Source organism: Lysinibacillus sp. NPDC093197, assembly GCF_044754025.1.
Classification (GTDB): domain Bacteria; phylum Bacillota; class Bacilli; order Bacillales_A; family Planococcaceae; genus Lysinibacillus.
Map to the genome: position 1 here is coordinate 202,031 of NZ_JBIVOH010000002.1, position 25,577 is coordinate 227,607.

Below are 25,577 nucleotides of genomic sequence, written 5' to 3' on the forward strand. Positions count from 1 at the left end.
CATCATTTATTATGTGTGTGCTTTCTCATATGTTAGTTAATTGTTGATACTTTTCTTGATGGCATTGCTAATCCAATAATGACACCAATTACAGCCGGTAAAATCCAGCCTAAACCGATATTATACAAAGGTAAAACATTTGAATACAACTCAGCTACTGAATCCAACAGGCTTAATTTTGCACCTGGAATACTATTAACGAGTGCATTGTAGCCATCGATTAGGCTAACGAAAAATGTTAAGAACATTGCAGATGCATAAACTGTTTGCTTATTGTTAAATAGCGAAGAGCTTAAAGCAAGTAAAATAAGGACAATCGCAAGTGGATATAAGAACATCAACACTGGAATCGCAAATTGAATAATATTATTTAAACCAAAGTTGGCAATTGAAAATGACACAACACACAAAATGAAAACAAACCATTTATAGCTTATTTTTGGAAAAACTTCATGGAAAAATTCACTACAAGAAGTAATTAAGCCAATACTTGTTTTTAAACAAGCTAGCACAATAATTACAGCCAATAAAATCGCACCAAATGAGCCAAAATAATGGTCAGCTACTGCTGCGAAAATCAATCCACCATTTTCAAATGTTCCGACAGCCTCTATACTCGATGCGCCCATATACGTAATGAGCCCGTAAATTAGTGTCATCAATGCCATCGCAAAGATACCTGATGTCCATGTTGCTTTGGCAATTTCTTTTCTATCTGTAATACCTGCACTTTTAATAGCATTGATAACGACGATACCAAATGCTAGTGACGCTAGTGCATCCATCGTATTGTAGCCTTCTTTAAAGCCTGTCATAAAGGATGACTGGATATAATCACCGATTGGCTGTTGGAAATGACCCATTGGCTTCACAATACTAATAATAATTAAAATAAATAATACAACTAAAAAAGCTGGTGTTAACACCTTACCTATATAGTCCATAATCTTCGCCGGATTTAACGAGAAATAATAAACTATTGCAAAAAATATAAAGCTAAACAGAGCTAGTAAAATTGTTGTATATTCCGCATTGATATACGGTTCAAAACCAACGACAAATGGTACTGTAGCAGTTCGAGGAATTGCAAAAAAGGGACCGATTGTTAAGTATAGCGCTAGTGAAAAAATAACGCCAAATAAAGGATGAATACGGCTCGCTAAATCACGCAGACCATTACTGCCCGATAAACCAATCGCTAAAATGCCCAAAAATGGTAAACCGATCGCGGTAACTAAAAAACCGATCAGTGCAAACCAAAAGTTTGTTCCTGCAAGTTGTCCAAGTTGAATTGGAAAAATAAGATTCCCCGCTCCAAAATACAGTCCAAATAACATTGTTCCTATGACTGCATAAGTAGAAAAAGGTATTTTCTTTTGCATAATTGATGTACTCCTTAGATGTGTTTAACTATAGCAAATTACCTTGACGTAGTTACGTCCAGATTTTTTCGAGCTTGCTCGAAAAGCACTTGTAAAAATCTGTGATAGCCGCCGGGGCTTTAACCTGATTCAGACAAGTTTAAGCTTACACTTAATTCAGTGGCTATTTGGTTCGTCCCACTTATAGAAGTAGAGGGGTTGCTAAAACAAGTTAAATCGAATGAATTTTCACTACAATTTCACTATGGTAACAGGCATTTATTATAAAAACAATAGTTTTTGCGTAGTTGATTGCTAATTGTACAGTTACTAGCTAATAAGGAAAAGTAAAAAATGAAAAGAGCTGTCAGAAGACAGCTCTTAGTTTGCCACAGACCATTCAATATGGTTTAAAAAATTGTACACGTCTTCATAAACTTTCTCACGTTCTTTATCTAATGTGATAATATGACCTGAATTTTCATACCAAATAATTTCTTTATCATCTGTTTTAACTGTATCTAAAATAAACGGAGCGCTTTGTTGATATAGCTCATCGTCTAATAATCCTTGCAGTACTAAAGTTGGCGCTTTAATAGCTGGTAAATCTTCACGCGTTTCTTCAGTTAAGCGTGTAACGCCATCTAAAGAATCTTTTGGTGTAATTCGCAATTCATGTAATTCAGAGATAATTTGGTCTTTTGATTTGTTTTCAAAGTGTTTATATAGTCTTGCGTAGTTATATAAACGCGTAAATAATCCTTTTGAGCTATCGCGTGTTATCGGCGCACACATGGCAACAACTCCTTTAACAGGAAATTGCTCTGCTACTTTTAACGAAAAGACACCGCCAAGTGAAATTCCTACTACTGCGATTTCTTCATGGCCTTTATTTTTTAGGAAGTTGTAGCCTTCTACTACATCATTCCACCAGTCTTCAGGCTTTGTTTCAAGTAGGGCTTCTGGTTCTACCCCATGACCACTATAGATAGGTGCATGAACAGTATAACCACGTGTTGATAAAAATTCCCCTAGCTTTTTCACATCTTTTGTGCTACCTGTAAATCCATGCAGTAATAGTACGGCTTTTTTGCCTCCCTCAATTGTTAGAGGTTGCGGCTTTGATAACTTCATTTTATAATATCCCCTTCACGGAAATTTGTATTTGTGTATTTTATGTGTCTATCTTAACACCCTTTATTCATAATGTACAATTTATAGTTTTTATCGTTTCGATACCTTTCATGCATGAATGATGTAAGGTCGAAGCCTTGTATAATCACCATTTAGGGATGGTTAAAAATAATAAAAATTACTTTATTAAAATTCCATTGTTATACTATATAAAATTTTTCCACGTTGCCTATACTTCCTATACTTTTACCGTTATAATGCAGGTAACTAATAGTAATACTATTATTGGAGGTGAAAAAAATGGAATGGCAACAATTGGAGTATTTTGCAACAGTAGCAAAGCTTGAACATATGACACGTGCTGCGGATGTATTAGCGATTTCACAGCCTGCACTTAGTCGCTCAATCTCTAAGCTTGAGGAGGAATTAGGTGTTCCTTTATTTGACCGCCAAGGACGTTCCATCATGCTAAATCGTTATGGAGAACAGTTTTTATATCGAGTGCAGCGTATGCGCAAAGAATATGAAAAGGCAGTTTTAGAATTACAAGAGCTTAATAATCCTGAGCTTGGAGATGTGTCACTGGGCTTTTTACATACACTTGGAACAAGTATTGTACCTGATTTGATCCGCGCCTTTCGTCAGCAACACCCGCAAATCCGCTTTCATTTCACACAAAACTATTCACACTCACAATTAAAGCAATTACTTGCAGGTGAGCTTGATCTTTGCCTACTTGCAGCTATTAACACAGAACCACCTGTATGCTGGAAGGAACTGTGGCGAGATGAGCTTTACATTATGGTGCCAATTGATCACCACCTTGCCAATCGTAAAAGCATTACAATGAAGGAACTGGAGCATGAAAACTTTGTGCTTATGAAAAAAGGCTATGCATTGCGCCGTACTGCAGATCGATTATTAAACGCAGCGGGCATTAAACCTAAAATTACCTATGAGGGAGATGAGGTCTCGACCGTTGCGGGATTTGTAGGCGCCGGCCTTGGCGTATCACTACTACCTGATGATGAAGATCTTAATCCAAAAAAAGTCGTAAAAATTCATGTTGAAGATATGGTCTGTGAACGTATTATCGGAATGGCTTGGATTGAAAATCGTTACCTTTCCCCTTCCGCACGACAATTTCAGAAATTTGTCTTTGATTATTATGAGAAAATGGGACCTTCAAGGAACAACGACTAAAAGCGGAAGGATGCTTTATAGCATTCTTCCGCTTTTAATTTTATGATTTAAAAGTTATTGTAGGAAACTAATTATTTCCCTAAATATTTTATTTGATAAGAAAACATATCCGTCGTGTCACCGCTAATTTCAAATAGCCCTTGCCTAGCCATGGTGAAAATTCGATATTCTAAAAAGGCTTCGCTCATGTAGTCCTCGATTTTATTGAAAGTTTGCCCAATGACACTCACTGGTGAAAGCCATAGCTCCTCATTGTTAGCTTGTAAATCTTTTGCACATTCAATAATAGTTGCATCGTAACTGTCCTCCTCTGCATGAACAATACCATTTTGCCAAACTCGCAATGTACTTGGATTTTGCTTTAGCTCTTCCCATTCTTTAGCAAGTCGCCGACACTCCTCGAGTGTAAACCGTTTAGCATCCGATCGAAGTTTCATAAGCAAGTCCGATGATAGTTCTCCAGTATGGCGAATAGACATATCTGGATGGATTCGGTTTAAAGCTGCGGTTGTATCTATTCCAAATACCATGCTGCATTTAGTTACAAACTCGCTCATTACATAACGCAAACCAATTTCTTCATGTGAATTTTGGCTATACCAAATCCAAACATCCAAATCACAAGGGATGCTGGCAATTGATTTCGTCCACTTCTTATGGATGTCCTCGTATAATTCTTTTTCTTCTATATCCTTAAAAACATTAGATTCTAACCAATTTTTTCGATCTTCCAAGCTTGCAAGTGGTCCGATTGAGAAAACATCATTGACACAAATCACCGACTCTTCTCGCTGTAAATGGTGTTGTCGTATCGCGTGTTTAATAGAACCGTGTGTAGACAAGCTAAAGGTAATATGTAAAATTGCCATATAGCCTCCTCCTTTTATTGTTTACTTAGTGCGATTTGTATACCGATAAAGGTAAATAGAATGCCTTGTACCATATTCGAGCGTTTAGCAATTGCTGGCTTCCCTATAATGACTTTTTTATCTTTCCCTGCAAAAATACTAAATAACGAGAATAAAATCAGTGCCTGCACTAAAAATACCATACCCAAAATAAGCATTTGTAACGCCACATAGCCGTGTATTGGATTTACAAACTGTGGCAATAGTGCTAAGAAAAATAAAGAAACCTTTGGATTTATCACATTCATCAAGATTCCTTTGCGATACAGCAAACCAAAAGCTTGAATATTTTGTTGCTTCAATGTAAATGGATCATCTTTTGCTCGCAATGATTGCCATGCTAAATATAATAAATAGGCGGCACCTGCAAATTTGACAATGGAAAAGATAACCGTTGATTGATAAATAATAGCTGAAATTCCTAAAACTGCAGCTCCGATATGAACAAGCAAACCTGTACATAGACCTAATGAAGTCGCAATGCCTGCCTTTTTATCTTGTGTAATGCTTTGCGCAAGGACAAATAAATTGTCCGGCCCTGGCATTACTGTTAATATGATTGCTGCACCTAAAAACGTTAGTAACGTTGAAAATTCCAATTATTCTCCTTCTTTCCACTAACTTTAGAAAAAACCATAATTAGAATGGTTGTATTTTCATTATACTACACGACACTCGCTACTTTAGTTGTGAGTTTATGACTATATATAGAATTTTTACAAAAAATTTATTGTTTCAATTAATGCTCGTTCACATAACATTTTTCCTCGCCCATACATTATAATGAAAATTAATACTATATTTTTGGTCCATATTGTATGAAGAAAGAGGTGATTCGTCGATGGCAGTAAGCGATATTGTTCAAGAATTGGAGGACGAGCAAGGGAATGTATTTTATAAAATGAAAACTCATGATATCGACGTTCAAGCAACGCAATCCTCTGGCTTGGCACCAGTTATTACTTATCGGATTGGCGAGAAAGATATAACGGACGATATCCGAAATTTACGTTTCAGCCCCAGAACCCCGTCAAGTTATATACAAGATTATGATGAATTTCAATCAATGCTCTACGCAAAAGAGCAACGCGCCATCAACCAACTCTATGAAAAAATGAGCATTAAGCCAAAAAATATGACAACAGGAAAACAAATATTGTGGAGTTTTTTTGTGATGATTTTGGCGATGTTACCTTTATTTGTCGCCATTTGGTGGTTTAAATAATTTGTTTATCTATTTGTCACTTTAAGTATGTTTTAGGACATCCCCTTTTTAGTAGAATGTTCGCAAATTCAGCATTTTGTCCTCATTTTCACAGAATTTTTCTATTCAGCTTGACAGACACACAGAAGTAGTGCATTCTTTATTCAATTACTAGTACGAACGAGAGCCTGTGGTCATAATATATGGTACGGACCTCTCTACAATAATCAATACCAACAAAGCGAACGAAGACTAGTACGTAGAAACTAATTGCTTAGAGAGCGATGCCCACCGGCTGCAAGGCATTGTACAAAAAAGACTACTGAACCTACTTCGTGAAACGTCCTAGCCAAACTAGGCGCAGTCTCAAGCGTTATGAGGAAAGTGGAATATCTCAAGATATTCAATGTAGGTGGTACCACGGAAAGCAAACCTTTTCGTCCTAATTTTTAGGATGAAAAGGTTTTTTTATTGTTATTTAACAAACATTTTCATGTAGTAAGACAAGTGGCGACCATGATTGATGAACTGGAGGAAATGTGATGGAAAGAAAAAGAATCGTTGTAAAAATTGGCAGTAGCTCCTTAACGAATGCAAAAGGTGAAATTGACAAAGTACGCTTAATGGATCATGTGCAAGCTATTGCAGAATTAAAAAAATGTGGCCATGAAGTTTTACTTGTATCTTCAGGTGCTGTAGCAGCAGGCTTTAAACAATTAGGCTACCCTTCTCGTCCAGTGACAGTTAAAGGAAAACAAGCGGCTGCTGCAGTCGGCCAAAGTTTGCTTATCCAAACATATCATGCCCTTTTTAGTATTTATGATATTATGCCTGCTCAGATCTTACTTACACGTACTGATTTTTCGAAAAAAGAACGCTATAAAAATGCCTATGCAACATTTGAGGAATTGTTAGAGCGGGCTATGCTCCCAATTATTAATGAAAACGATACTGTATCTGTCAGTGAGTTAACTTTTGGCGATAATGATATGCTATCCGCACTTGTAAGTGGACTTGTTCATGCAGACCAGCTCATTATCCTTACAGACATCAACGGCTTATACGATGCAAATCCTAATAAAAATCCCCAAGCGAAGCGCATTGATCGGTTAACAGAAGTAACAGATGAAATGCTTGGCTTCGCTGATGGTGCAGGCTCAAAAGTCGGAACAGGTGGTATGGAGTCTAAACTATTGGCAGCGCGGGCAGCTTTAAATGCTGGTGTTAAAGTGTTTATCGGCACGGGCTACGGTGCGCATAAGCTCGTCGATATTATGGATGGACATGGAGATGGGACATATGTAGAGCATGAAGCGCTCGCTATATTAACAAATAATAAACAGTGGATTGCACTTACGGAAATTTCTGGTAAAATCTTTGTAGATAACGGTGCGGAAATTGCCTTATTAGAAAATGGTAAAAGCTTACTACCAGCTGGTGTCTACCGTGTTGAAGGAGACTTTGAACAAGGTGACGTTGTAGAGGTTTATAGTGAAAATAGGCTTATTGGACGTGGCGAAGTTTTATACTCATCACTTGAGCTAGCACATGCGATGGGAAAACGGACCGATGAATTAACAAACTATCCAATAGAAGTCATTCATCGAGACAAATGGTTAAAAATACAAACGAATTAGGGAGGCATAAAGATGACGAGTGAAGTATATCAAAAAGGACAACGCGCAAAGGCAGCAAGCTATGTATTAAATATTAAAACAACTTGCGAGAAAAATGATGCGTTAACTAAAATTGCTGAGCAATTAATCATCGATCAAGATTTGCTAATTGCAGAAAACTTAAAGGACTTAGCAAGTGGCAAAGAAAAAGGTATGCCCGCTTCAACACTTGATCGCATTATGTTAAACAAGGACCGAATTACAGCAATGGCAGATGCCATTCATTTACTTGTAACGTTAAACGACCCTGTTGGCACAATACTTGAGCACATTGACAAAGAAAACGGCTTGCATATTGAAAAGCGTATGGTACCGATCGGTGTGATTGGCATGATTTATGAAGCACGACCAAATGTGACCGTTGATGCTGCAACATTATCGTTGAAAACAGGCAATGCCGTTATTTTACGAGGAAGCTCTTCAGCTAAATTTTCAAATATAGCGCTTGTTGCGAGTATTCACCGAGCACTTGAAAAAACGGCTATCCCTGTTGATGCAGTTCAACTAATCGAAGATACAAGTCGTGAAACAGCAAAGGAATTATTCCATTTAAAAGAATACCTGGATGTATTAATTCCTCGTGGTGGTAAGGCACTTATCGATTTAGTTGTTCGTGAAGCTTCAGTGCCAGTGCTTGAAACTGGAGCAGGCAATTGTCATATTTATGTTGACCAAACTGCTGATTACATAAAAGCAGAAAGAATTTGTCGAAATGCTAAAACACAACGTCCTTCTGTTTGTAACGCTGCTGAAAGCTTACTTATTCATCCGGATTGGTTTAATGAATACGGAACAAAGCTGCTAAACGCTTTGCACGAAGCAGACGTAACAATTATCGGTGATGCAACAGTTTGCCAAGCGGTAGATTTCGCACAGCTCGCTACAGAGGAAGATTTTGCTACGGAATATTTAGATTTAAAAATAAGCGTCAAAGTTGTCGAAAACGTATTTGAGGCCATCGAGCACATTAATCAATACGGTACAAACCACTCAGAAGCCATTATTACGGAAGATCCACTTGTAGCAGATACATTTTTAAATAATGTAGATGCGGCAGCCGTTTACCATAATGCCTCTACTCGCTTTACAGATGGCTTTGAATTCGGCTATGGCGCCGAAATTGGTATTAGTACACAAAAATTACACGCACGTGGACCAATGGGCTTACCTGCATTAACATCAACAAAGTATTTTATCCATGGGAATGGGCAAATCCGCGAGTAACGATTATTTCCAATATAAAGAGCCGACAGTAAACTACACTGTCGGTTTCTTTACTAACATAATAACACTAAAAAAACAGTAGCTATTGTATATCTACTAGAAAGAAGGTTTGAAATGAATATTTCTGCAGTAATAAAACTTACTGTATCGATGGCCATTTTCGGCTCCATCGGCTTTTTCACCATCCATACTGGCGTACCAGCTATTGAGCTAGTCTTTATCCGTTGTATTTGTGCTACCCTCTTTCTTTGTTTCTTATGGCTAATGACAGGTGGCCATAAAACCGAAGTATGGGACAAAAAAGAAATAGCGCGTACACTTCTATGCGGTGTCTTTATCGTCTTAAACTGGGTATTTTTATTTAAAGCATTTGAAGAGATGTCAATCTCGATTGCCATTTCAATTTATAATTTGGCACCTATATTTGTGCTTATTTTAGGGGCCTTGTTGTTAAAGGAAAAAATGACTGTACAAGCGCTTGTCGCAACATTGACTTGTTTTATCGGTAGTATATTTATTATCGGTTTACATAATTTTATTTCGTTGTCTGAATTTATGCAGTCAGGCTTCGTTTGGGCACTACTCTCTGCTTTGTTTTATGCATTTACAATGTTAACGAGTAGAACGATTAAAAATTTAAGCTCCTATGCATTAACATTTTTACAAACGACTGTTGGTATCGTCATACTATTACCTTTTGTGGACTTTTCACTATTTGAAGGATTAACTACAACGAATTGGCTTTATATTTTAGGTACAGGCTTTATTCATACTGGATTCGTTTATTATTTATTTTTCGATAGTATTCGCAATCTATCTACTATACTAGTTTCTGTTTTAGTATTCGTAGATCCAGTCGTTGCTATTTTATTAGATATGCTATTGCTCGATTTCATGCCTAGCATTATGCAAACTGTTGGCATTGTTTTAATTTTCGGAGGGATTTTTTATACAATTTACATCCCTAATCAAAAAGCTAAGTTAAAGGAATGAACTTTCTATCGTAAGAGGAGGAATTGTATGCGTAAACTATATGCAATCGGTGAGCTGTTAATTGACTTTACCCCTACTGAACAAAGTGACTCGCTTTGTTCAGTAGCACAATTCACAAAAAATGCTGGAGGTGCTCCTGCCAATGTGGCCGCTGTCTGTGCAAAATTAGGACAGCATGCTGCTTTACTTTCACAGGTAGGGCAAGATGCATTTGGTGACTTTTTAATTAATACAGTAAAACAAGCTGGCGTGGACACCCAATATATTGCGCAAACAACTGAAGGTGAAACAAGCCTCGCCTTTGTTTCTTTGTCAGCCAATGGAGACCGTGACTTTTTATTTTACCGTAGAAATGCCGCTGATTTACTATATCGACCAGAACAATTACCAGCTAATTTACTTACAGCGAAAGACATTCTCCACTTTTGCTCGGTGAACTTAGTAGACAGTTCAATGAAGCAAACACATGAGGCTATCATTGGGCAAGCACATCATAAAGGCAGTCTCGTATCCTTTGATCCAAACGTGCGACTTCCTCTTTGGCATGACGCTGAACTATGTCGACAAACGATTTTAAATTTTATTCCGCACGCGCATATCGTGAAGCTTTCTGACGAGGAACTATCGTTTTTAACGCATCTAGACGATGAACAACATGCCGTTCAATCATTATTCCAAGGGAATGTCCAAGTTATTTTTGTGACCCATGGTGCACAAGGCGCTACTCTTTATACGAGGCAACAACATGTGAAAGCTGCTGCTGAAGTTGTGCAAGCAATTGATACAACAGGTGCAGGTGATGCCTTTATCGGAGCCATCTTAAGTGTTTTATTGCAGAAAAACATTACAGCAGAGACTGTAGAAGCATTTTGCGAAACGTTTGCTACGCCCCTCCTTACCTATGCTAATCATTATGCCGGTGCATCCACAACAAAACATGGTGCTATCACATCTTATTCAACACTTCAGGAAATGCCATTATCGTTTTAAAACAACAAACTCCATTTTGAAAAAATTCAAAATGGAGTTTGTTTTATAGATTTTCTTCAAAATCAATACATATTCTATCTTTCATTAATGAGCCTACTAACTGGCTAACACGAACATGGTCAGGATGAATTTGATATTGTTGCAGATGTTCATCGCTTTCAAATAGGCTATTCAATACTATTTGTCGATTACTAGATGCTAATGGATTTGTGATAACATGTAATGAGATAATCCCGTTAATTTTATCTGTCAGGCTTTCTAACTCTGTTTTGACGATTTGTGCATTCTGTGTTTGTTGTTCTTCGTTAAACTCATCTTTATGATTCCACATCACAATATGTCTAATCATGTACATATCCCCTCCTACACATCTTTTTTAATAATCATATAGAGCCGTCTATTAAATTTCAATACTAGTAATTTTGACAATTTTTATTTTTTTGAACAATCTCGTTAAATTTTTTCGTCTAATCATTAAAAGACAAGTAAGGTGGTAGTTTTATGGAGCAGCTAGTGGACGAATACGGTGAATACCTATTCCATCTAAGCTATTTATATGTGAAAGACAGGCAACTCGCTGAGGAAATTACGCAGGATGTATTTTTTACATTTGCCACAAAGGGTGACGCTTTTCGCATTTAAATAATCAAAAAATAAAGGAACAGTATTATACAAAGGAAATTCAGATGCTTTTAAGTGCTTATAATTTTAATGGTATTGAGGAAGCAGAATTTGAACAACTAGATGCAATGAAAGGAACTATACTTATACAATCTAAGGATTTTACATTCAAAATTAATTTTGTTAAAAACGAACAAGGTGTATGGCATCCTACAACTAAGTAATTTTTAATAACTAGTAAGGTCTTCTCAAAAATCATTTGAGAAGACCTCTTTTTTGTAGCAGTAATACGCGGTATTAATTGACTTTTAAAATTAAGCTTTAATAAATTGCTTTTTCATTAAAATATGTGGGATTCCTGCATCCATATATTCTTCACCTGTACGTGTATAACCGAGCTTCTCATAAAAGCCTTCTGCATATACTTGCGCACTTAATTTTGATTTCGTTAAGCCCTTTTCTTGTGTTAATGCCTCTAGCGTTTGAATAATTACTTTTCCTAGCCCATATTTACGAAATTCCTCTAAAATACAAATTCGCTCAAGCTTCCCATAGCCATCTACAACGCGTAAACGACCTGTACCAACAGGCTGCGCATTGTAATATACAAGAATGTGATCACATGCTGCATCGAGCGCATCAAATTCATCGTATTCTTCTGATGCTGGAATTTGTTGTTCTTCTATAAAGACAGCTTTCCGAATAGCAAAAGCTGTTTGTAAGTCATTTTCTGTTGTAATAATTGTAGTGTTCATATAGAGTGCCTCCTCGTATTTAGCATGCGTAATCTATATAGTATAGAATGTTTTTTATCGTCATGACAATAGCCTTTTTTTATGATTTTGAACGAGGATCCAGATAATCACGTAAGGCATTGCTCAGCATATACAATCCTAGTACTAACATCGTAATGGCTCCTCCTGGTGCAAATGTATACCAAGATGCTTTCACTAAATAAGCCTGAGAATCTTTTAACATACGTCCCCAGCTAGGATTTGGTGGCTGTACGCCAAGCCCTAAATAACTAAGTGCTGCTTCAGCGAGCATTGCTGTAGCAAAGGTAACCGTTGCTGCCACAATAATTTGTGATGATATATTAGGCAAAATGTGGCGGAACATAATTTTATAAGGCTTTACACCAATTAATTTAGCAGCCAATACGTATTCGGCATCACGATGTTGGACAAAACCACTGCGTGCGATTCTAGCGATGGCTGGTATTGCGATAACCCCAAGTGCTATCGCCGTATTGACTACACCAGGTCCGAAAACAGCTACTAGCATTAAAGCTAAAATAATCCCTGGAAATGCCATTAAAGCATCCATCAAACGCATAAAAATTTCATCTACCCAGCCACCGATGTACCCGGCTATTCCACCAATTAAAATACCAAATGTTGAGCCAATAAATACCGTTAATAAGCCGACCGCAAATGCTGTTTGTGTGCCTTTCATCATACGACTAAAAATATCACGCCCGAATTCGTCTGTCCCAAAAAGATACTTACTACTCGGACTGTGCAATTTTTCTGGTATATTCATCGTATTGACATCATGCGGTGTATAAAAGAAGCTAATGACCATTACAAGTAAAAATCCGACTATGACGAGTAGACCAATGATTAAATTTATATTTTTCATGTAGCGCTGTACAGTTTTCATTGCATCCACCTCTCATCGTAATCGGATTCTTGGATCTAAAACGGAATATAAAATATCGACGATAAAATTAATTACAACTACTGCAACAGTAATATACATAACGATTCCTTGAACTAAAGGGAAATCGCGATTACTTATCGCAGTAATGAGTAACTGACCAACACCTGGCAATGAAAATACTTGCTCGACGATAATTGTCCCTGCCACCACTTCTGCCATAATTAATCCAAAGACCGTTAATATCGGTATCATCGCATTTTTTAAAACATGCTTATACATGACATTTTGCTCCGACATTCCTTTACTGCGTATTGTTCGAACATAATCCAGCTGCATTTGTTCTAAAATTGCAGTTCGCACGTAACGGAAGTTGACAGCAATTTGGGGTATAGCAATTGTTAACGCTGGGAGTACAAGCGTACTTAACGCACCAGATACACTTTGTGTCCACGGGATATAGCCGCTAATTTTAAAGAAGCTAAATTTCATTCCGACATATAAAATAAGCATCATACCAAGCCAAAATGAAGGTACAGCCATTCCGATTTGTGTCAATGTCGATAATGACACATCACTCAGCTTATTTTGTCTTCTCGCTGCAAACATGCCAAGCGGCAAGGAAACGAGTAATACAATGGTTAGTGTGAGCAATGCTAATGACATCGTTACAGGAAGTCTATCAAACAATAAATCTTTTACAGGCATTGAGAAACGAATTGAATTGCCTAATTCCCCTGTCAATAACCCCTTCATCCAATCAGCGTATTGTTCATAAAGGGGGCGGTCCAAACCAAGCTCAGACCGCAAATTTTCTATTTGTGTAGGATCCGCTTCCGTTCCTAACATTGTTCGAACAGGATCCCCAGGTAAAATTTGAAAAACACCAAATGTAATGATCGACACTAGAAGAATCGTTGTTATTAACAGGATGAATCGACGTATGATATACATCATTTGCAATCATCTCTTTCTAGTTTGAGAATTTTACCTCCGACATATCGTGGAACCAGAATGGATAGCTCTTCAGACCTGTCACTTGTTTATCAGATCCCCACACGATTTGGTAATCCGCCACATAAACGGACACTGCCTGCTCTGCTAAAATTTCTTGTGCACGCTGGTAGTAGTCGATTTGCTTTGCAGTATCTGTTTCTTTTAACACGTCTGCCATGATTTTGTCGTACTCATCATTCTTAAATAAGAAGAAGTTTTCACTATCATTTGTAGAGATATAGTCATTTAGTATTTCATAGGCAGATGCTCGGCCTGTTAAATCAATCGTTGTCATATTATAGTCGCGGCCGAAGTACACACGATCAAGCCAAATACCCCATTCCACTACTTCAATTTCTACATCCACACCAATTTCCTTTAAGTTAGCCGCAACAATTTGCGCTATATTCGAATAAATATCGTTATGTGAGGACACTGTAATTTTTGTTTTAAAGCCGTCTGGGTAACCCGCTTCTGCTAATAATGCTTTCGCCTTGTCCACATCAAGCTTATACATGTTCTCTAAACCTTTCTTTTGATAGTCCCCCATTGCCGGACTCATGTTCGAGCCAAGTGGTACAGCATAGCCTGCAAAAACCGAGTCGATAATATCCGATTTACTAATCGCATAGTTCATCGCCTGACGCACTTTCACATTATCAAATGGCGCTTTCGTTTCATTAAACGTCACGATTAAGGAAGAGTTATTGTTTTGATGCGATAAATGATGACTACTCTCGACTTCATTGACACGTTGCCAAGGAACACTAGTTAAGTCAACCTCATTTGCCATTAAGCTCATAATGGCTGCTTGATCATCTGATTGGAAAGTGAAGGTTACTTTATCTAAGTAAGGCAAGCCTTCCTTCCAATAGCTATCATTCTTTTTCAGTACTAAATTTGAACCAGGAGCATATTTTACATAGGCGAACGGACCAGTCCCAATTGGATTTTCATTGTGTTTGCCATCATTATTTTTCGGTATAATGGCTGATTGGCGAGCAGTAAGTGAATATAAGAAATTAGAATTTGGTTCTTTTAACTTAATAACAAAGGTCGTAGCATCTGGTGCTTCGGTAGACGCCACATTATCAAAGTTATTCGACATTTTTTCTCCACCATTTTTGCCCATTAAGCGATCAAAAGAATATTGAATATCTTCTATTGTTAAATCCTCACCGTTATGAAATTTCACGCCTGAACGGATTTTAAATGTATAAGTTAAACCATCCTCCGAAATATCATAGCTTTCCGCCAGCCCTTGTTTTAATGACCCATCTGTTTCAGGAGCCATTAGCCCTTCAAAAATATTGAGAATCATTTGATAGGAAATGGACGCTGTCGCTTTATGAGGATCTAAAAAATCCGGGTCATCATTAATACGGACAACAATTTCTTGTGGTGTTTCCGTTGTTACTGGCGCATTTGTACTGACTTGATTTGTATTTTTCTTATCCTCATCATTTGAACATGCACTAATAATCAACCCTACTAGCAATAACAGCATTAGTAAAAACCAATTTCTAATCTGCTTCAAATCGTTTCTCCCCCTTTGCCCTTTGACCGTGTTTTGAAATACTAGTATAGCTTTCAACATCCTCTAATTTAGCAGCACATTTAACCCCAGCAATAATTGCTTCCTCTACGACCTTAGTTGCTAAGTGTCCAAGATAGTCTACTGGATACGTTTGATGTCCAGTGCCCAAAACAAAAATCGTATCGCCATCTAGCATTGTATGGACAGGATAAATCGTGCGTGCTAACGCATTTTGTGCAAGCTGTGCAATTTTTTTCGCCTCTGACTTTGTAAACATAGCATTCATAGCAACAACGCCAATTGTCGTATTTGTGCCAGATAGTGCCTGTGATTGTCCATGCTCTTCTAAATACGTACAGCTATCCATCCATTGACCCGTTTCTCGGTTACGTGCTCCCGCAATGGTTGCTCTTGTATTGGGATCCTTTATATCACCTACTGCATTTACCGCTACAAGTGCTCCTACTACAAGCCCCTCTTTGCCTTCCAGCGAGCTGCTGCCCAATCCTCCTTTCATACAATATTGCGGACCTGCTAGCTTACCTACTGTAGCGCCATATCCAGCACCTATATTGCCGTTTGCAAAAGGTCCAATTGTCGCATTTTCCGCTGCCTCATAGCCCATCTGAGCTGTCGGTCTTGTATGTGCATCACCGATAAATAAGTCAAACAATACAGCACTAGGTACAATTGGTATTTTTGCAATACCAGCATCTACTCCAACATCTTGCTCTTCTAAGTAATGCATGACACCTGTTGCGGCATCTAAGCCAAATGCACTCCCACCAGCTAAGCAAATGCCATGTACTTGCTGAATTTCATTGATTGGATCAAGAGCATCCGTTTCACGAGTACCTGGTGCAGAGCCTCGTACATCGACGCCACAAACTGCTCCATTTTCTACTAGAATGACAGTGCATCCCGTTATCCCCTCTTTATTTTCTACATGACCAACTTTCACGCCAGGTACGTCGGTAATATTGCCGAACATCTATCCACCCCCTTTAGAAATGGTTATATAATGACTTTCTTAGTAAAATAAATTTAATATTCAGATTTTTATTCATGTAAAAAACATGCTACTTGCTGCTGTGCATCTATTTGTTGCAGTATAGGTCGCTCCAGACGACACTTCTCCATAGCAAATGGACAGCGCGTATGGAATACACAGCCAATCGGTGGATTCATAGGGCTTGGTAGCTCCCCTTGTAATGGCACTAATTGCTTTGGTTCATCAAAATTGACAGTAGGTATCGCAGATAGTAATGCCTGTGTATATGGATGGAGGGGATTTGCATACAACTCTTTTTTCGCGCCTAGCTCTACTACTCTCCCTAAATACAGCACCGCAACACGATCACTTATATGTTTTACAACACTTAAATCATGTGAAATAAATAAATACGTTAAATGAAATTCATCCTGTAAATCCATCATTAAATTTAATACTTGTGATTGTATCGAAACATCTAATGCAGAAACAGGCTCATCTGCAATAATAAACTCTGGATTGATGGCAAGTGCACGAGCAATACCGATTCGTTGTCGTTGCCCACCCGAGAATTCATGGGGAAACTTATGCATAGCATCATCAGGTAAACCAACCTTTTGTAAAAGCTCGCTAACTCTTTTTTTACGTTGTTCTTTTGACAACGTTAATTGTAATGCCATCGGTTCCTCAATAATGGAGCCAATACGCATCCTTGGATTTAACGATGCGAACGGATCTTGAAATATCATTTGCATTTGGTTGCGATATTTTTGTAAATGGCGTCCCTTCAACTGTTGAATAGGTTGGCCTTTATATAAAATTTCCCCATCTGTCGGTTCAACGAGCTTTAAAATTGTACGGCCAAACGTGGACTTACCTGAACCTGACTCTCCTACAATCCCAAGTGTCTCACCTCGGAAGATTTCAATTGAAATATCATCAACAGCCTTGACGACTTTTTTCTCTTCCTTCATAGACTTGCGTTTCACAGGAAAGTAGGCTTTTAAATGATGAATTTCAAGTAAAACTTCTCTCTCCGTCATGTGTAAGTGCTCCTTCCTCCGTGAATAAATGACACCGTACGCTATGGTCAGGCTGGATAAGCCTAGTCTGTGGCGTTATTTGACGACAATGCTCCATAACAAATGGACAACGCGGTGCGAAACGACAGCCATCCGGCAGTGCATAGGCTGGTGGCACAGTGCCAGGGATAGAAGGTAATCTAGTCATGTCTGTTTCAAGACTAGGCATCGTTTTTAATAAAGCAACTGTGTAAGGATGTTTGGGCTGGAGAAAGAGCTCTCGGACAGGCGCCTCTTCCACAATTTGTCCAGCATACATGACCATCACACGGTCTGCCGTTTCAGCAACAACACTCATATCGTGTGTAATAAACAAAATGGCTGAGTGCTGTTCTTTTTTCATTTTCATCATTAGCTTTAAGATTTGCGCTTGCACGGTTACATCTAAAGCTGTTGTAGGCTCATCTGCGATTAATAGCTGTGGATTATTGGACATGGCAATTGCAATCATTACACGCTGACGCATCCCACCTGATAACTGATGTGGATATTCTGTTATAATTTTTTCCGTATTTGCAATGCCCACTTCTTTTAATAGGTGTAGTGACATTTCTTTTGCTTGTTTTTTGGAGACTTTTTGATGCCTTCGAATCGCTTCCATCATTTGATTGCCGATTGTAAAAACAGGATCAAGTGACGTCATCGGCTCTTGAAAAATCATACTCACTTCATTGCCACGTATCATACTCATCTCTTTATTTTTATAATGTAATAGATTTTTTCCATTTAAAATGATATCCCCTTTAGTAATTTCTCCAGGTGGCATCGGAAGCAAACGCATAATTGACAGCGATGTTATACTCTTGCCACTGCCCGATTCTCCAACAAGTGCAACGGTTTCACCTTTATGAATAACAAAGCTTACATCATCAACTACTTTTGCCTTTTTACCATTTTTCAAATGAAATTGTACATTTAAGTGATTAACCTCCAACAATACTTGCTTGTCTTTTGCTTGTTCCACATCCTACCCTCCTACTCACGGTCGAGATTGGGTGTCGTATAGCGTATTGCAATATTTTTCATTTGCGTATAATTTCTTAATGCAACAAAGCCCTTTTCACGACCTATACCGCTCTTTTTATAACCTCCAAACGGCATTTGAATTCCACCCGCTGCGCCATAATTATTGACGAACACTTGTCCAGCCTTCACCCGACTTGCCACATAATGTGCTGTGTCTAAATCTTTTGACCAAACACCTGCTACTAATCCATAATCGGTTCCGTTCGCTAATGCAATTGCTTCATCTATTGTTGTAAACGTCAATATAGTTAACACTGGTCCGAAAATCTCCTCCTGCGCGAGTGCAGCATTGGCATCTACGCCATCGAGAATTGTCGGTTGAATATAATAGCCTTTTTCATAGCCTTTAATCGTAATTGTTTCGCCACCAGAGATGACATAGCCATTTTCTTTCGCCTGCTGCAGAAGTGTGGAAATCTTCAAGTATTGCCGTTTGTTTAAAAGTGGCCCCATATCAACATCCGCTTCTCCTGGGCCGACCTTCAATGCTTGAAATTTCGTAACTAGCTGTGCGACGAACGCCTCTTTCACATCTTTTTCAATAAGTAACCGCGCACCCGCTGAACATGTTTGCCCAGCATTTTGGATAATAGCACGGACTACCCCTTCTAATGCCTGTTCCATCGGCGCATCTGCAAAGACTATATTCGGCGATTTGCCACCAAGTTCTAAAGTGACAGGAACAATATTTTGAGCTGCTGCCTTCATCACTTCAATACCCGTAGGGACAGAGCCTGTAAAAGTTATATGGTCAATATCAGAATGTGTTGTTAAAAATGGTCCTACATCTCGACCTAAGCCTGTTATATGCTGAAAAATTCCTTTCGGCAATTTTCCAGCAAACCATTTCGTCAAAGCATGCGTCGTCAAAGGAGTATCCTCAGCACTTTTAACAATTACTGCGTTCCCTGTTGCAATAGCTGCGGCAACGCTTCTTGCTGTAATTTGTAAAGGATAGTTCCAAGGCACAATATGGACAGTAACCCCAACTGGTTCTAAAACTACCGCATTTAAAATACCGTCTTCGATAGGAATTGTGTCTCCCATAATTTTGTCTGCCGCTCCGCCGTAAAATTCAAAGTAGCGAGCAGCCGCTTCAACATCTGCCCTTGCCTGTGTCAAAGGCTTACCAACATCACGACACTCTAGCAAACTCCATTCTTCAGCATGCATACGTATATATTGGGCTAATTGGATAAGTAGCTGACCTCGCTCAAAAGCTTTCACTTGGCGCCACTCTTCACTTTCATATGCATGACGAGCCGCACGTACTGCATTGTCTACTTGTTCCTTACTAGCATTCTTTAGTTGCGCGAGTACTTCACCAGTAGATGGATTTACGACATCTATTAACCCCTTACCATCCCCTTGTACCCACTTACCATTTATTAGCATCGGAATAACTTGCATCGTACCCCTCCTATAAGCCACGGCCACCGTCAACATGTAACGTTGTGCCTGTCACCATTGTTGCTGCGTCTGATAGTAAATAATTTACTGCACCTGCTATATCAGTTGGATCGACTAAACGACCAAGTGGCACTGATTGTATAAAGACATTGTGCTTTGTTTGCTCTGTATCAGCACCATCTGCTGTAAACTGTGCTAGCATCTGCGTATTTGCTGGTCCTGGATGAATAGTATTAACACGAATTTGATGAGATGCAAGCTCAATGGCCAACCCGCGTGTAAAGCTTTCTGCTGCTCCTTTTGAAGCAATATAAGCCTGCAAGCCAGGACGGGGACGCACTGCGGAAATAGACGCAATCGTCACAATCGAACCTTTTTTTCGCTCCTTCATATAAGGAACAACAGCCTTTGTCGTAATAAATAAACTTTTCACATTTACGTCCATAAGTCGATTCCAGTCATCCATCGTTACTTGCTCAATTGGTGTTGCAGCTTGTGCAATTCCTAGTGCATTGACGAGTCCATCAATTTGTCCATATTTCGCGAAAACTTCTTTCGTAATCGCCTGAATACTTTCTTCTTGTAGAACATTTATCTCGTACGTTTGTAAAGATTCATGCGCTAGGTTAGTCAGTGAAGCAACTGATAAATCAATACCGATTACAATATTCCCTTGTTCAAGCAACCCTTGAATAATTGCTTTCCCCATGCCTCCACCAGCACCTGTCACAATAATAACTTGCTGTGCCACCGCCATGTTACACACCCCCTGCTGTTTGTCTTATGTTTACAAGCGCCTGACAAATGGCATCGCCCATTTGTGAGGTTGTCGCTTGTCCTCCAATATCCGCTGTTTTTACGGCACCCTCTTTAAGTACAGCTTCAATCGCTGAAACAACTCGGTTTTCTGCGTCTGCTCTACCAACATGCCCAAGCAATAATCCAAGAGACCAAATTTGTGCAATCGGATTGGCAATCCCTTTCCCTGCAATATTGGGTGCAGAACCATGCACTGGCTCGAACATCGATGGAAACTCCTTTTCAGGATTTAAATTTGCCGAAGGAGACAATCCAAGACCTCCGACAATTGCTGACCCTAAATCCGATAAAATATCACCAAATAAATTGGATGCCACAACAACTTCAAAATCTTGAGGACGCTCTACAAAATAAGCGACTAATGCATCAATATAAATAGATTCTAGCGTTAATGTTGGCGAGGCTTTTTCCACAATATGTTTCGTATGCTCATCCCAAAATTTCATGGAATGAATAATGGCATTTGATTTTGTAGCACTTGTAATTTTCGACTTACCATATTTACATGCATAGTCACAGGCTGCTTGTACGATTTTTTCAACGCCGAGCCGTGTCATAATCGTATTTTGAATGGCCATTTCCTGTGGTTGATTATGATAAATATGGCCACCGCTATTGGAATATTCACCTTCTGTATTTTCACGAAAAATAACCATATCTATATCCCTGCCATTTACGAGTGGTGACGCAATACCTTGTAGCGTTTTGACCGGCCTGAAATTTACATATTGCTGGAATTGTTTGCGAATGGGCATAATGAATTCCCATACTGTAACATCATCTGGTACACGAGCATCACCGATTGCACCGAATAAAATTGCATCATAGTTCCTTAATATTGTAAGTGCATCTTTTGGCATCATAGTGCCATGTTGCATGTAGTAATCCGAGCTCCATGGAAAAATGGTCGTTTCAATTTGTAGAGTTGGATCATCTTGCTTTAGTTGTTCGAGCACTTTTAACGCTTCCACCATTACTTCCTTGCCTATACCATCTCCAGGAATAACAGCAATTTTGACCATTACGCATCACCTGCTAAAAACTTTAATGCCGCTAAACGGTAAATGGCCGTCGTTTCTGCCAGTTCTTCAATATCGACATATTCATTAATTTGATGCGGAATTTCACGATCACCCGCCCCAACCGTGACGATGGGTACACCATGTACATGAAGGAAAGTACCATCCGTTGCACCTGGCACACCGTTATAAATCGGCTCTTTTTGCGTCACTTCTGCCACTGCTTCATAAATAGCCTGTACAACTGGCTGTTCTTTCGCAGTAGCGGTAGCAGGGCGATTATCAAGCACCGTAAGCGCCACTTTAAAGTCTGGATCATCTGCTTGTAGTCGTTGAATAATCGCATCAATTTTCCCTAGTAATTCATCATGATCTTGCGCTGGTACAGTGCGAATATCTAGCGTCGTCATACAATGATCAGGAATAACATTAATTTGCGCATCCCCTTTTACAGGAGCCCGTAAAATCGTAGGTGTAATCGATGGCCAGTTGAGCATTGGGTCACGTCCTAAACGTGCCTGTTCTTCTTTTTCTAATTTTTCAAGCTCAACGATCAAACGTGCCATACGCCAATTCGGATTAATGCCACTCCAAGAAATCGCGCCATGTGCCATTTTGCCGAAAATATCGACCTGTAATCGAATGGCCCCACGTTGTGCAATACATACATTGTTTTCTTGCGGCTCACAAATAATGGCCCCATCTACGCCATCCGCCCAGCCATTGCGAATAAAATGCTTAATGCCAAGCATAAGACCCTCTTCATCACATGGAATGCATAAAATAATCTTGCCCGTAAATTCCTCGCCATCTAGTAGCAATGATTGACAAGCGGTAATCATACACGCGAGATTTCCTTTTGTATCGTTTGTTCCACGACCATACATACGCCCATCAATAATTTCCGCACCGAACGGATCATATGTCCATGCCTCACGATTGCCTTCGGTTACGACATCTGTATGCCCTTCAAATAGTAGGGTTTTCCCTGGCTTTCCCGAATCAATAATACCAATGACATTCGGTCTTCCAGGTACAACCTCCTCAACAAACGTTTCAATACTGATATCTCGTAAATATTGTGCGACGTAATTGGCTACTTCCTCTTCATTACCATGAGGATCATTTTCGCGATAGACACTTTCGATACGAACGAGCTTTTGTGTTAGCGCAATGACCGTTTCACGATCTCGTTTATACGTTTCCGTTCTCTTTATAGTTAGTTCTTGCATTCAGTAGGCCCCCTTTATATTAGAAAATATTTACAAATCATATTTTCATATTGTATATTTACTAATATATTTGCCAAAATGATAATCATTCATAGAATCGCAGGAACTTTTTTTGCTAATATTTTCGATATAAAATATATGTATATTAGTGGAAAGTAAAATAAATAGAAAACACTCGCCAAAAACGCTGTTACGGCAACGTTTCTGGTGAGTGTTTTATTTGTCTATTATTCGTGGATTATTATAAAAATAGGAGACACTAATTTATGGAGTTCTCTTAAATACCTTATCAATTTCCGCTCTGTCATAGTCTAAAATCCAGTCATTATGCCTCTCGTAAATATCTTTTATTCCAGCGGGAGAAGTTGCCAACAAATCACAACCTCTGTCATCATAGACGTGAAAAATGGTTTTTCTATTACTATTAATAAAGTAAACACTATGGGCAAGATACGGTTTCAATTCCAAGTCTTGATTGCAAATGGCTTTTAACAATAGTTTATAGTTAAAATCGGATGTTTTGCATTGTAAAGTAAATCTATTTGTTAAAAATATCCCTTCTTCATCATCTTCAGGGAATATATATGGTAACGCCTCATGGCTTAATTTCAACATTAAAGACTTGTTCACATAGCGCGGAAAATTTTTAAATTTACGTTTTAAGTTTCTATTATTTTTAAAATCATGGATATCCATCACGACAAAAATATTTTCTGTTGGCGCATGCAGGGCTTCAAATAACGTAATGGCTCTTTTGTAACACCCCAATACATATGGGTTATCTGGATAGTCAAATTCCCATTTCCAATTAACACCTAGTTCAAAGCGAATCCCTATATCCCAGCTATAAAATAAAGGTGGTCTAAGTTGTAAATTAGGGTAATTTTCGTGCATAAAGTCATTTAATTGCATTTCAATTATTATCTCTTTAATATTTTGAATTTCGGGGAAACACAAACTACTATGTTTCAATAACTATAAATGTTAGTATATTAGCTCCTTACCAAATAAACAGTGGTTTCTAATAACATACACTCGCCCAAAACGCTTTAAATGTAACATTTTAGGCGAGTGATTGTGTTCATATATTATATTAAACGGCTTCGAACACCTCTATTTACTTAACTCCCAGCTAATAAATAGTATTCATACTTATTAAAGTCCATTTTATGCTTGATTTTCTTTTGGAAAAACTTCGCATTATCCTCTGTAATTTTGTAAGAGCCTGTGACTGGATGAATAGAAGAGAGTTGAAAAATAGTTTGTAACTCCTCTAAAGACATATCTTTCAATATTTCACTATCTTCTATTATTGTTTCTCCAGGAAAGCTCCATGCCACTTCTCGAATAACATTTTTTTCAGAAAGATAATACGGCGATATCATTTGTTCTACAAAAAGTCTCTGCTCGCTCGCAAATTGTATCGCTTCCTGTTGTATGCTATTAGCACCAATAAATAGATAATAGTCATCACCGAACTGGACAAAGAAATCCTCGGTAATCAGTTGACAATAAATATAATCTCTCAGCGCCATTTTACAGACAATAGGAATTTCATCAATCGTTACTAGCATATCTTCTGCCAATGGAAATGTATCAAACGATGGGTCATATAAAGGCGAAGTTTTATCAACGTTACTCAAACCATACGTCTCAAGATGAATCAGTCGTACGTTCTCAATTTGATAAACCTCAAGAAATTTCATCACCGTATCGACATATGCTTTCTCGACCTGTAAATAGTCGTCTAACGTTAATATTTCTCCAAGAAAAGATTTTCCAATTTCTGAAGCACTTGTCCACTCATCCCTCAAATAATGTCCTTCTGCATTTCGATAAGCAGGATTGTATTTTGTAATCCGCCATTGATAGTCGATATCTCTATGCACAGATAGATGCACCTCCATTTTTAAATTTTTAATTAGATATTATCAAAATCTAATCTCCAATTCTTTTAAAAACAGCATCAAAAGTAGCTAATTTAATAGTGTTATTTTTTAAATGTTCTACCTTGTCGGTGACTGCTCGCCTACACCCTATTTACTTCTATTATCCAAAATATCTTGAATCGTATAATCTGCCAGTACGGATTGAAACGTTTTTTCCGCTTTCGCAATAATCATCGAGATAAAACGTTCTGAACCAGTAGATGGCACTGACCAATAGGGTATTTCATTGTCATTTCCTAGCACACTATATATATCTTGCATTGTAATTTGCGCTGGTGTTTTATTTAGACAATAGCCACCGTAGCGACCACTATGTGCCTGTACATAGTCCCGTTCTGCAAGCTTCGCAAGAATTTTCCTGACGAAGGTAGCATCCTCCCCTAGCGTCTCCGCAATATAATTACTTTTTAGTAGTTCATTCGATTCCGCCATTAGGACGATTGCTCGCAATGCTACATGAAACCATTTCGGGCCAAGATCACCCGATTGGATAAGGAGCTGCATTGTCATTCCCCCAATTTTCAAAATACTCTATCTTTTTGT

General features: G+C 38.4%; 26 protein-coding genes. 7 read left to right on the plus strand and 19 right to left on the minus strand.

All coding sequences use genetic code 11. The features are described 5' to 3' along the window. Positions 1-32: 32 nt before the first annotated feature. Positions 33-1,382 carry a branched-chain amino acid transport system II carrier protein gene (brnQ, locus tag ACIP9G_RS06900; RefSeq protein WP_340824839.1) on the minus strand — a complete coding sequence of 450 codons (1,350 nt, stop codon included), beginning with the start codon at positions 1,380-1,382 and terminating at the stop codon, positions 33-35. 360 nt (positions 1,383-1,742) lie between these two features. Next, positions 1,743-2,495, minus strand: coding sequence for an alpha/beta hydrolase (locus ACIP9G_RS06905; RefSeq protein ID WP_172771105.1), 753 nt, complete (start codon positions 2,493-2,495; stop codon positions 1,743-1,745). A gap of 300 nt (positions 2,496-2,795) precedes the next feature. Between ACIP9G_RS06905 and ACIP9G_RS06910 the strand changes: the two genes are divergently transcribed. Beyond that, positions 2,796-3,698, plus strand: a complete 903-nt coding sequence (locus tag ACIP9G_RS06910; protein WP_340824840.1) for a LysR family transcriptional regulator — start codon at positions 2,796-2,798, stop codon at positions 3,696-3,698. 71 nt (positions 3,699-3,769) lie between these two features. Here the strand turns inward: ACIP9G_RS06910 and ACIP9G_RS06915 are convergent, their stop codons facing one another. Then, a complete protein-coding gene (locus ACIP9G_RS06915) occupies positions 3,770-4,567 on the minus strand; it encodes a DUF1835 domain-containing protein (protein WP_401018482.1) in 798 nt (265 codons plus the stop codon). Between the two features lie 14 nt (positions 4,568-4,581). Continuing rightward, positions 4,582-5,205 carry a LysE family translocator gene (locus ACIP9G_RS06920; protein WP_401018484.1) on the minus strand — a complete coding sequence of 208 codons (624 nt, stop codon included), beginning with the start codon at positions 5,203-5,205 and terminating at the stop codon, positions 4,582-4,584. 242 nt (positions 5,206-5,447) lie between these two features. On the opposite strand from ACIP9G_RS06920, the gene ACIP9G_RS06925 reads away from it, so the two are divergent. From ACIP9G_RS06925 to ACIP9G_RS06945, 5 genes are all read left to right on the plus strand, one after another. Further along, entirely contained in the window at positions 5,448-5,831 is a 384-nt protein-coding gene (locus tag ACIP9G_RS06925; protein WP_340824845.1) for a sodium:proton antiporter, read from the plus strand. Between the two features lie 521 nt (positions 5,832-6,352). Further along, the gene (gene proB / locus ACIP9G_RS06930; protein ID WP_401018487.1) at positions 6,353-7,447 is read left to right on the plus strand and encodes a glutamate 5-kinase; all 1,095 of its coding nucleotides are present in this window, start codon (positions 6,353-6,355) and stop codon (positions 7,445-7,447) included. Positions 7,448-7,459: 12 nt separating this feature from the next. After that, a complete protein-coding gene (locus ACIP9G_RS06935; protein ID WP_401018488.1) occupies positions 7,460-8,710 on the plus strand; it encodes a glutamate-5-semialdehyde dehydrogenase in 1,251 nt (416 codons plus the stop codon). Between the two features lie 114 nt (positions 8,711-8,824). Next, the gene (locus tag ACIP9G_RS06940) at positions 8,825-9,703 is read left to right on the plus strand and encodes a DMT family transporter (RefSeq protein WP_401018490.1); all 879 of its coding nucleotides are present in this window, start codon (positions 8,825-8,827) and stop codon (positions 9,701-9,703) included. A gap of 27 nt (positions 9,704-9,730) precedes the next feature. Beyond that, a complete protein-coding gene (locus tag ACIP9G_RS06945) occupies positions 9,731-10,693 on the plus strand; it encodes a carbohydrate kinase family protein (protein WP_401018492.1) in 963 nt (320 codons plus the stop codon). A gap of 43 nt (positions 10,694-10,736) precedes the next feature. Here ACIP9G_RS06945 and ACIP9G_RS06950 read toward each other — a convergent pair whose 3' ends face one another. Beyond that, a complete protein-coding gene (locus tag ACIP9G_RS06950; protein WP_401018494.1) occupies positions 10,737-11,048 on the minus strand; it encodes a Dabb family protein in 312 nt (103 codons plus the stop codon). 146 nt (positions 11,049-11,194) lie between these two features. Between ACIP9G_RS06950 and ACIP9G_RS06955 the strand changes: the two genes are divergently transcribed. Then, on the plus strand, positions 11,195-11,335 hold the full coding sequence (locus ACIP9G_RS06955; protein WP_340824854.1) for an RNA polymerase sigma factor: 141 nt from the start codon (positions 11,195-11,197) through the stop codon (positions 11,333-11,335). A 293-nt stretch (positions 11,336-11,628) separates the two neighbouring features. Here ACIP9G_RS06955 and ACIP9G_RS06960 read toward each other — a convergent pair whose 3' ends face one another. The 14 genes from ACIP9G_RS06960 to ACIP9G_RS07025 form a co-directional block, all read right to left on the minus strand. Then, positions 11,629-12,069, minus strand: coding sequence for a GNAT family N-acetyltransferase (locus ACIP9G_RS06960; protein ID WP_340824855.1), 441 nt, complete (start codon positions 12,067-12,069; stop codon positions 11,629-11,631). 79 nt (positions 12,070-12,148) lie between these two features. Then, positions 12,149-12,976 (minus strand): ABC transporter permease, encoded by an 828-nt coding sequence (locus ACIP9G_RS06965; RefSeq protein WP_401018495.1) that lies wholly within the window; start codon positions 12,974-12,976, stop codon positions 12,149-12,151. A gap of 12 nt (positions 12,977-12,988) precedes the next feature. Next, entirely contained in the window at positions 12,989-13,930 is a 942-nt protein-coding gene (locus ACIP9G_RS06970) for an ABC transporter permease (protein ID WP_340824858.1), read from the minus strand. A gap of 16 nt (positions 13,931-13,946) precedes the next feature. Continuing rightward, the gene (locus tag ACIP9G_RS06975; protein ID WP_401019076.1) at positions 13,947-15,476 is read right to left on the minus strand and encodes an ABC transporter substrate-binding protein; all 1,530 of its coding nucleotides are present in this window, start codon (positions 15,474-15,476) and stop codon (positions 13,947-13,949) included. A 16-nt stretch (positions 15,477-15,492) separates the two neighbouring features. Continuing rightward, on the minus strand, positions 15,493-16,497 hold the full coding sequence (locus ACIP9G_RS06980) for a P1 family peptidase (protein WP_401018496.1): 1,005 nt from the start codon (positions 16,495-16,497) through the stop codon (positions 15,493-15,495). Between the two features lie 68 nt (positions 16,498-16,565). Beyond that, on the minus strand, positions 16,566-17,540 hold the full coding sequence (locus ACIP9G_RS06985) for an ABC transporter ATP-binding protein (protein WP_401018497.1): 975 nt from the start codon (positions 17,538-17,540) through the stop codon (positions 16,566-16,568). Beyond that, entirely contained in the window at positions 17,515-18,543 is a 1,029-nt protein-coding gene (locus ACIP9G_RS06990) for an ABC transporter ATP-binding protein (protein WP_340824861.1), read from the minus strand. The genes ACIP9G_RS06985 and ACIP9G_RS06990 overlap by 26 nt, the downstream gene beginning before the upstream one ends. A gap of 11 nt (positions 18,544-18,554) precedes the next feature. Then, positions 18,555-20,015 (minus strand): aldehyde dehydrogenase family protein, encoded by a 1,461-nt coding sequence (locus ACIP9G_RS06995; RefSeq protein ID WP_401018498.1) that lies wholly within the window; start codon positions 20,013-20,015, stop codon positions 18,555-18,557. 10 nt (positions 20,016-20,025) lie between these two features. Continuing rightward, positions 20,026-20,772 (minus strand): SDR family NAD(P)-dependent oxidoreductase, encoded by a 747-nt coding sequence (locus tag ACIP9G_RS07000; protein WP_401018499.1) that lies wholly within the window; start codon positions 20,770-20,772, stop codon positions 20,026-20,028. Position 20,773: 1 nt separating this feature from the next. Then, on the minus strand, positions 20,774-21,856 hold the full coding sequence (locus ACIP9G_RS07005) for a tartrate dehydrogenase (RefSeq protein WP_401018500.1): 1,083 nt from the start codon (positions 21,854-21,856) through the stop codon (positions 20,774-20,776). Next, entirely contained in the window at positions 21,856-23,085 is a 1,230-nt protein-coding gene (locus ACIP9G_RS07010) for a M20 family metallopeptidase (protein ID WP_401018501.1), read from the minus strand. Before ACIP9G_RS07010 ends, ACIP9G_RS07005 begins: the two co-directional genes overlap by 1 nt. Positions 23,086-23,349: 264 nt before the next feature. Further along, positions 23,350-23,997, minus strand: a complete 648-nt coding sequence (locus ACIP9G_RS07015) for a DUF3885 domain-containing protein (protein ID WP_401018502.1) — start codon at positions 23,995-23,997, stop codon at positions 23,350-23,352. Positions 23,998-24,206: 209 nt separating this feature from the next. After that, positions 24,207-24,974, minus strand: coding sequence for a DUF7683 domain-containing protein (locus ACIP9G_RS07020; protein WP_340824869.1), 768 nt, complete (start codon positions 24,972-24,974; stop codon positions 24,207-24,209). Positions 24,975-25,121: 147 nt separating this feature from the next. Next, complete coding sequence (locus ACIP9G_RS07025; RefSeq protein WP_340824875.1) at positions 25,122-25,544, minus strand: RrF2 family transcriptional regulator; 423 nt, start codon at positions 25,542-25,544, stop codon at positions 25,122-25,124. Positions 25,545-25,577: the final 33 nt, after the last annotated feature.

Bases quoted from the DNA above. Each gene is read 5' to 3' on its own strand.
- ACIP9G_RS06945 (WP_401018492.1), top strand. From the start codon at position 9,731: ATGCGTAAACTATATGCAATCGGTGAGCTGTTAATTGACTTTACCCCT.
- ACIP9G_RS06950 (WP_401018494.1), bottom strand. From the start codon at position 11,048: ATGTACATGATTAGACATATTGTGATGTGGAATCATAAAGATGAGTTT.
- ACIP9G_RS06910 (WP_340824840.1), top strand. From the start codon at position 2,796: ATGGAATGGCAACAATTGGAGTATTTTGCAACAGTAGCAAAGCTTGAA.
- ACIP9G_RS06935 (WP_401018488.1), top strand. From the start codon at position 7,460: ATGACGAGTGAAGTATATCAAAAAGGACAACGCGCAAAGGCAGCAAGC.
- ACIP9G_RS07025 (WP_340824875.1), bottom strand. From the start codon at position 25,544: ATGACAATGCAGCTCCTTATCCAATCGGGTGATCTTGGCCCGAAATGG.
- proB (WP_401018487.1), top strand. From the start codon at position 6,353: ATGGAAAGAAAAAGAATCGTTGTAAAAATTGGCAGTAGCTCCTTAACG.
- ACIP9G_RS06980 (WP_401018496.1), bottom strand. From the start codon at position 16,497: ATGTTCGGCAATATTACCGACGTACCTGGCGTGAAAGTTGGTCATGTA.
- ACIP9G_RS06975 (WP_401019076.1), bottom strand. From the start codon at position 15,476: ATGCTGTTATTGCTAGTAGGGTTGATTATTAGTGCATGTTCAAATGAT.
- ACIP9G_RS06960 (WP_340824855.1), bottom strand. From the start codon at position 12,069: ATGAACACTACAATTATTACAACAGAAAATGACTTACAAACAGCTTTT.
- ACIP9G_RS06940 (WP_401018490.1), top strand. From the start codon at position 8,825: ATGAATATTTCTGCAGTAATAAAACTTACTGTATCGATGGCCATTTTC.
- ACIP9G_RS06995 (WP_401018498.1), bottom strand. From the start codon at position 20,015: ATGCAAGTTATTCCGATGCTAATAAATGGTAAGTGGGTACAAGGGGAT.
- ACIP9G_RS06955 (WP_340824854.1), top strand. From the start codon at position 11,195: ATGGAGCAGCTAGTGGACGAATACGGTGAATACCTATTCCATCTAAGC.
- ACIP9G_RS06905 (WP_172771105.1), bottom strand. From the start codon at position 2,495: ATGAAGTTATCAAAGCCGCAACCTCTAACAATTGAGGGAGGCAAAAAA.
- ACIP9G_RS06965 (WP_401018495.1), bottom strand. From the start codon at position 12,976: ATGAAAACTGTACAGCGCTACATGAAAAATATAAATTTAATCATTGGT.
- ACIP9G_RS06915 (WP_401018482.1), bottom strand. From the start codon at position 4,567: ATGGCAATTTTACATATTACCTTTAGCTTGTCTACACACGGTTCTATT.
- ACIP9G_RS06925 (WP_340824845.1), top strand. From the start codon at position 5,448: ATGGCAGTAAGCGATATTGTTCAAGAATTGGAGGACGAGCAAGGGAAT.
- ACIP9G_RS06970 (WP_340824858.1), bottom strand. From the start codon at position 13,930: ATGATGTATATCATACGTCGATTCATCCTGTTAATAACAACGATTCTT.
- brnQ (WP_340824839.1), bottom strand. From the start codon at position 1,382: ATGCAAAAGAAAATACCTTTTTCTACTTATGCAGTCATAGGAACAATG.
- ACIP9G_RS07005 (WP_401018500.1), bottom strand. From the start codon at position 21,856: ATGGTCAAAATTGCTGTTATTCCTGGAGATGGTATAGGCAAGGAAGTA.
- ACIP9G_RS07010 (WP_401018501.1), bottom strand. From the start codon at position 23,085: ATGCAAGAACTAACTATAAAGAGAACGGAAACGTATAAACGAGATCGT.
- ACIP9G_RS07015 (WP_401018502.1), bottom strand. From the start codon at position 23,997: ATGCAATTAAATGACTTTATGCACGAAAATTACCCTAATTTACAACTT.
- ACIP9G_RS07000 (WP_401018499.1), bottom strand. From the start codon at position 20,772: ATGGCGGTGGCACAGCAAGTTATTATTGTGACAGGTGCTGGTGGAGGC.
- ACIP9G_RS06985 (WP_401018497.1), bottom strand. From the start codon at position 17,540: ATGACGGAGAGAGAAGTTTTACTTGAAATTCATCATTTAAAAGCCTAC.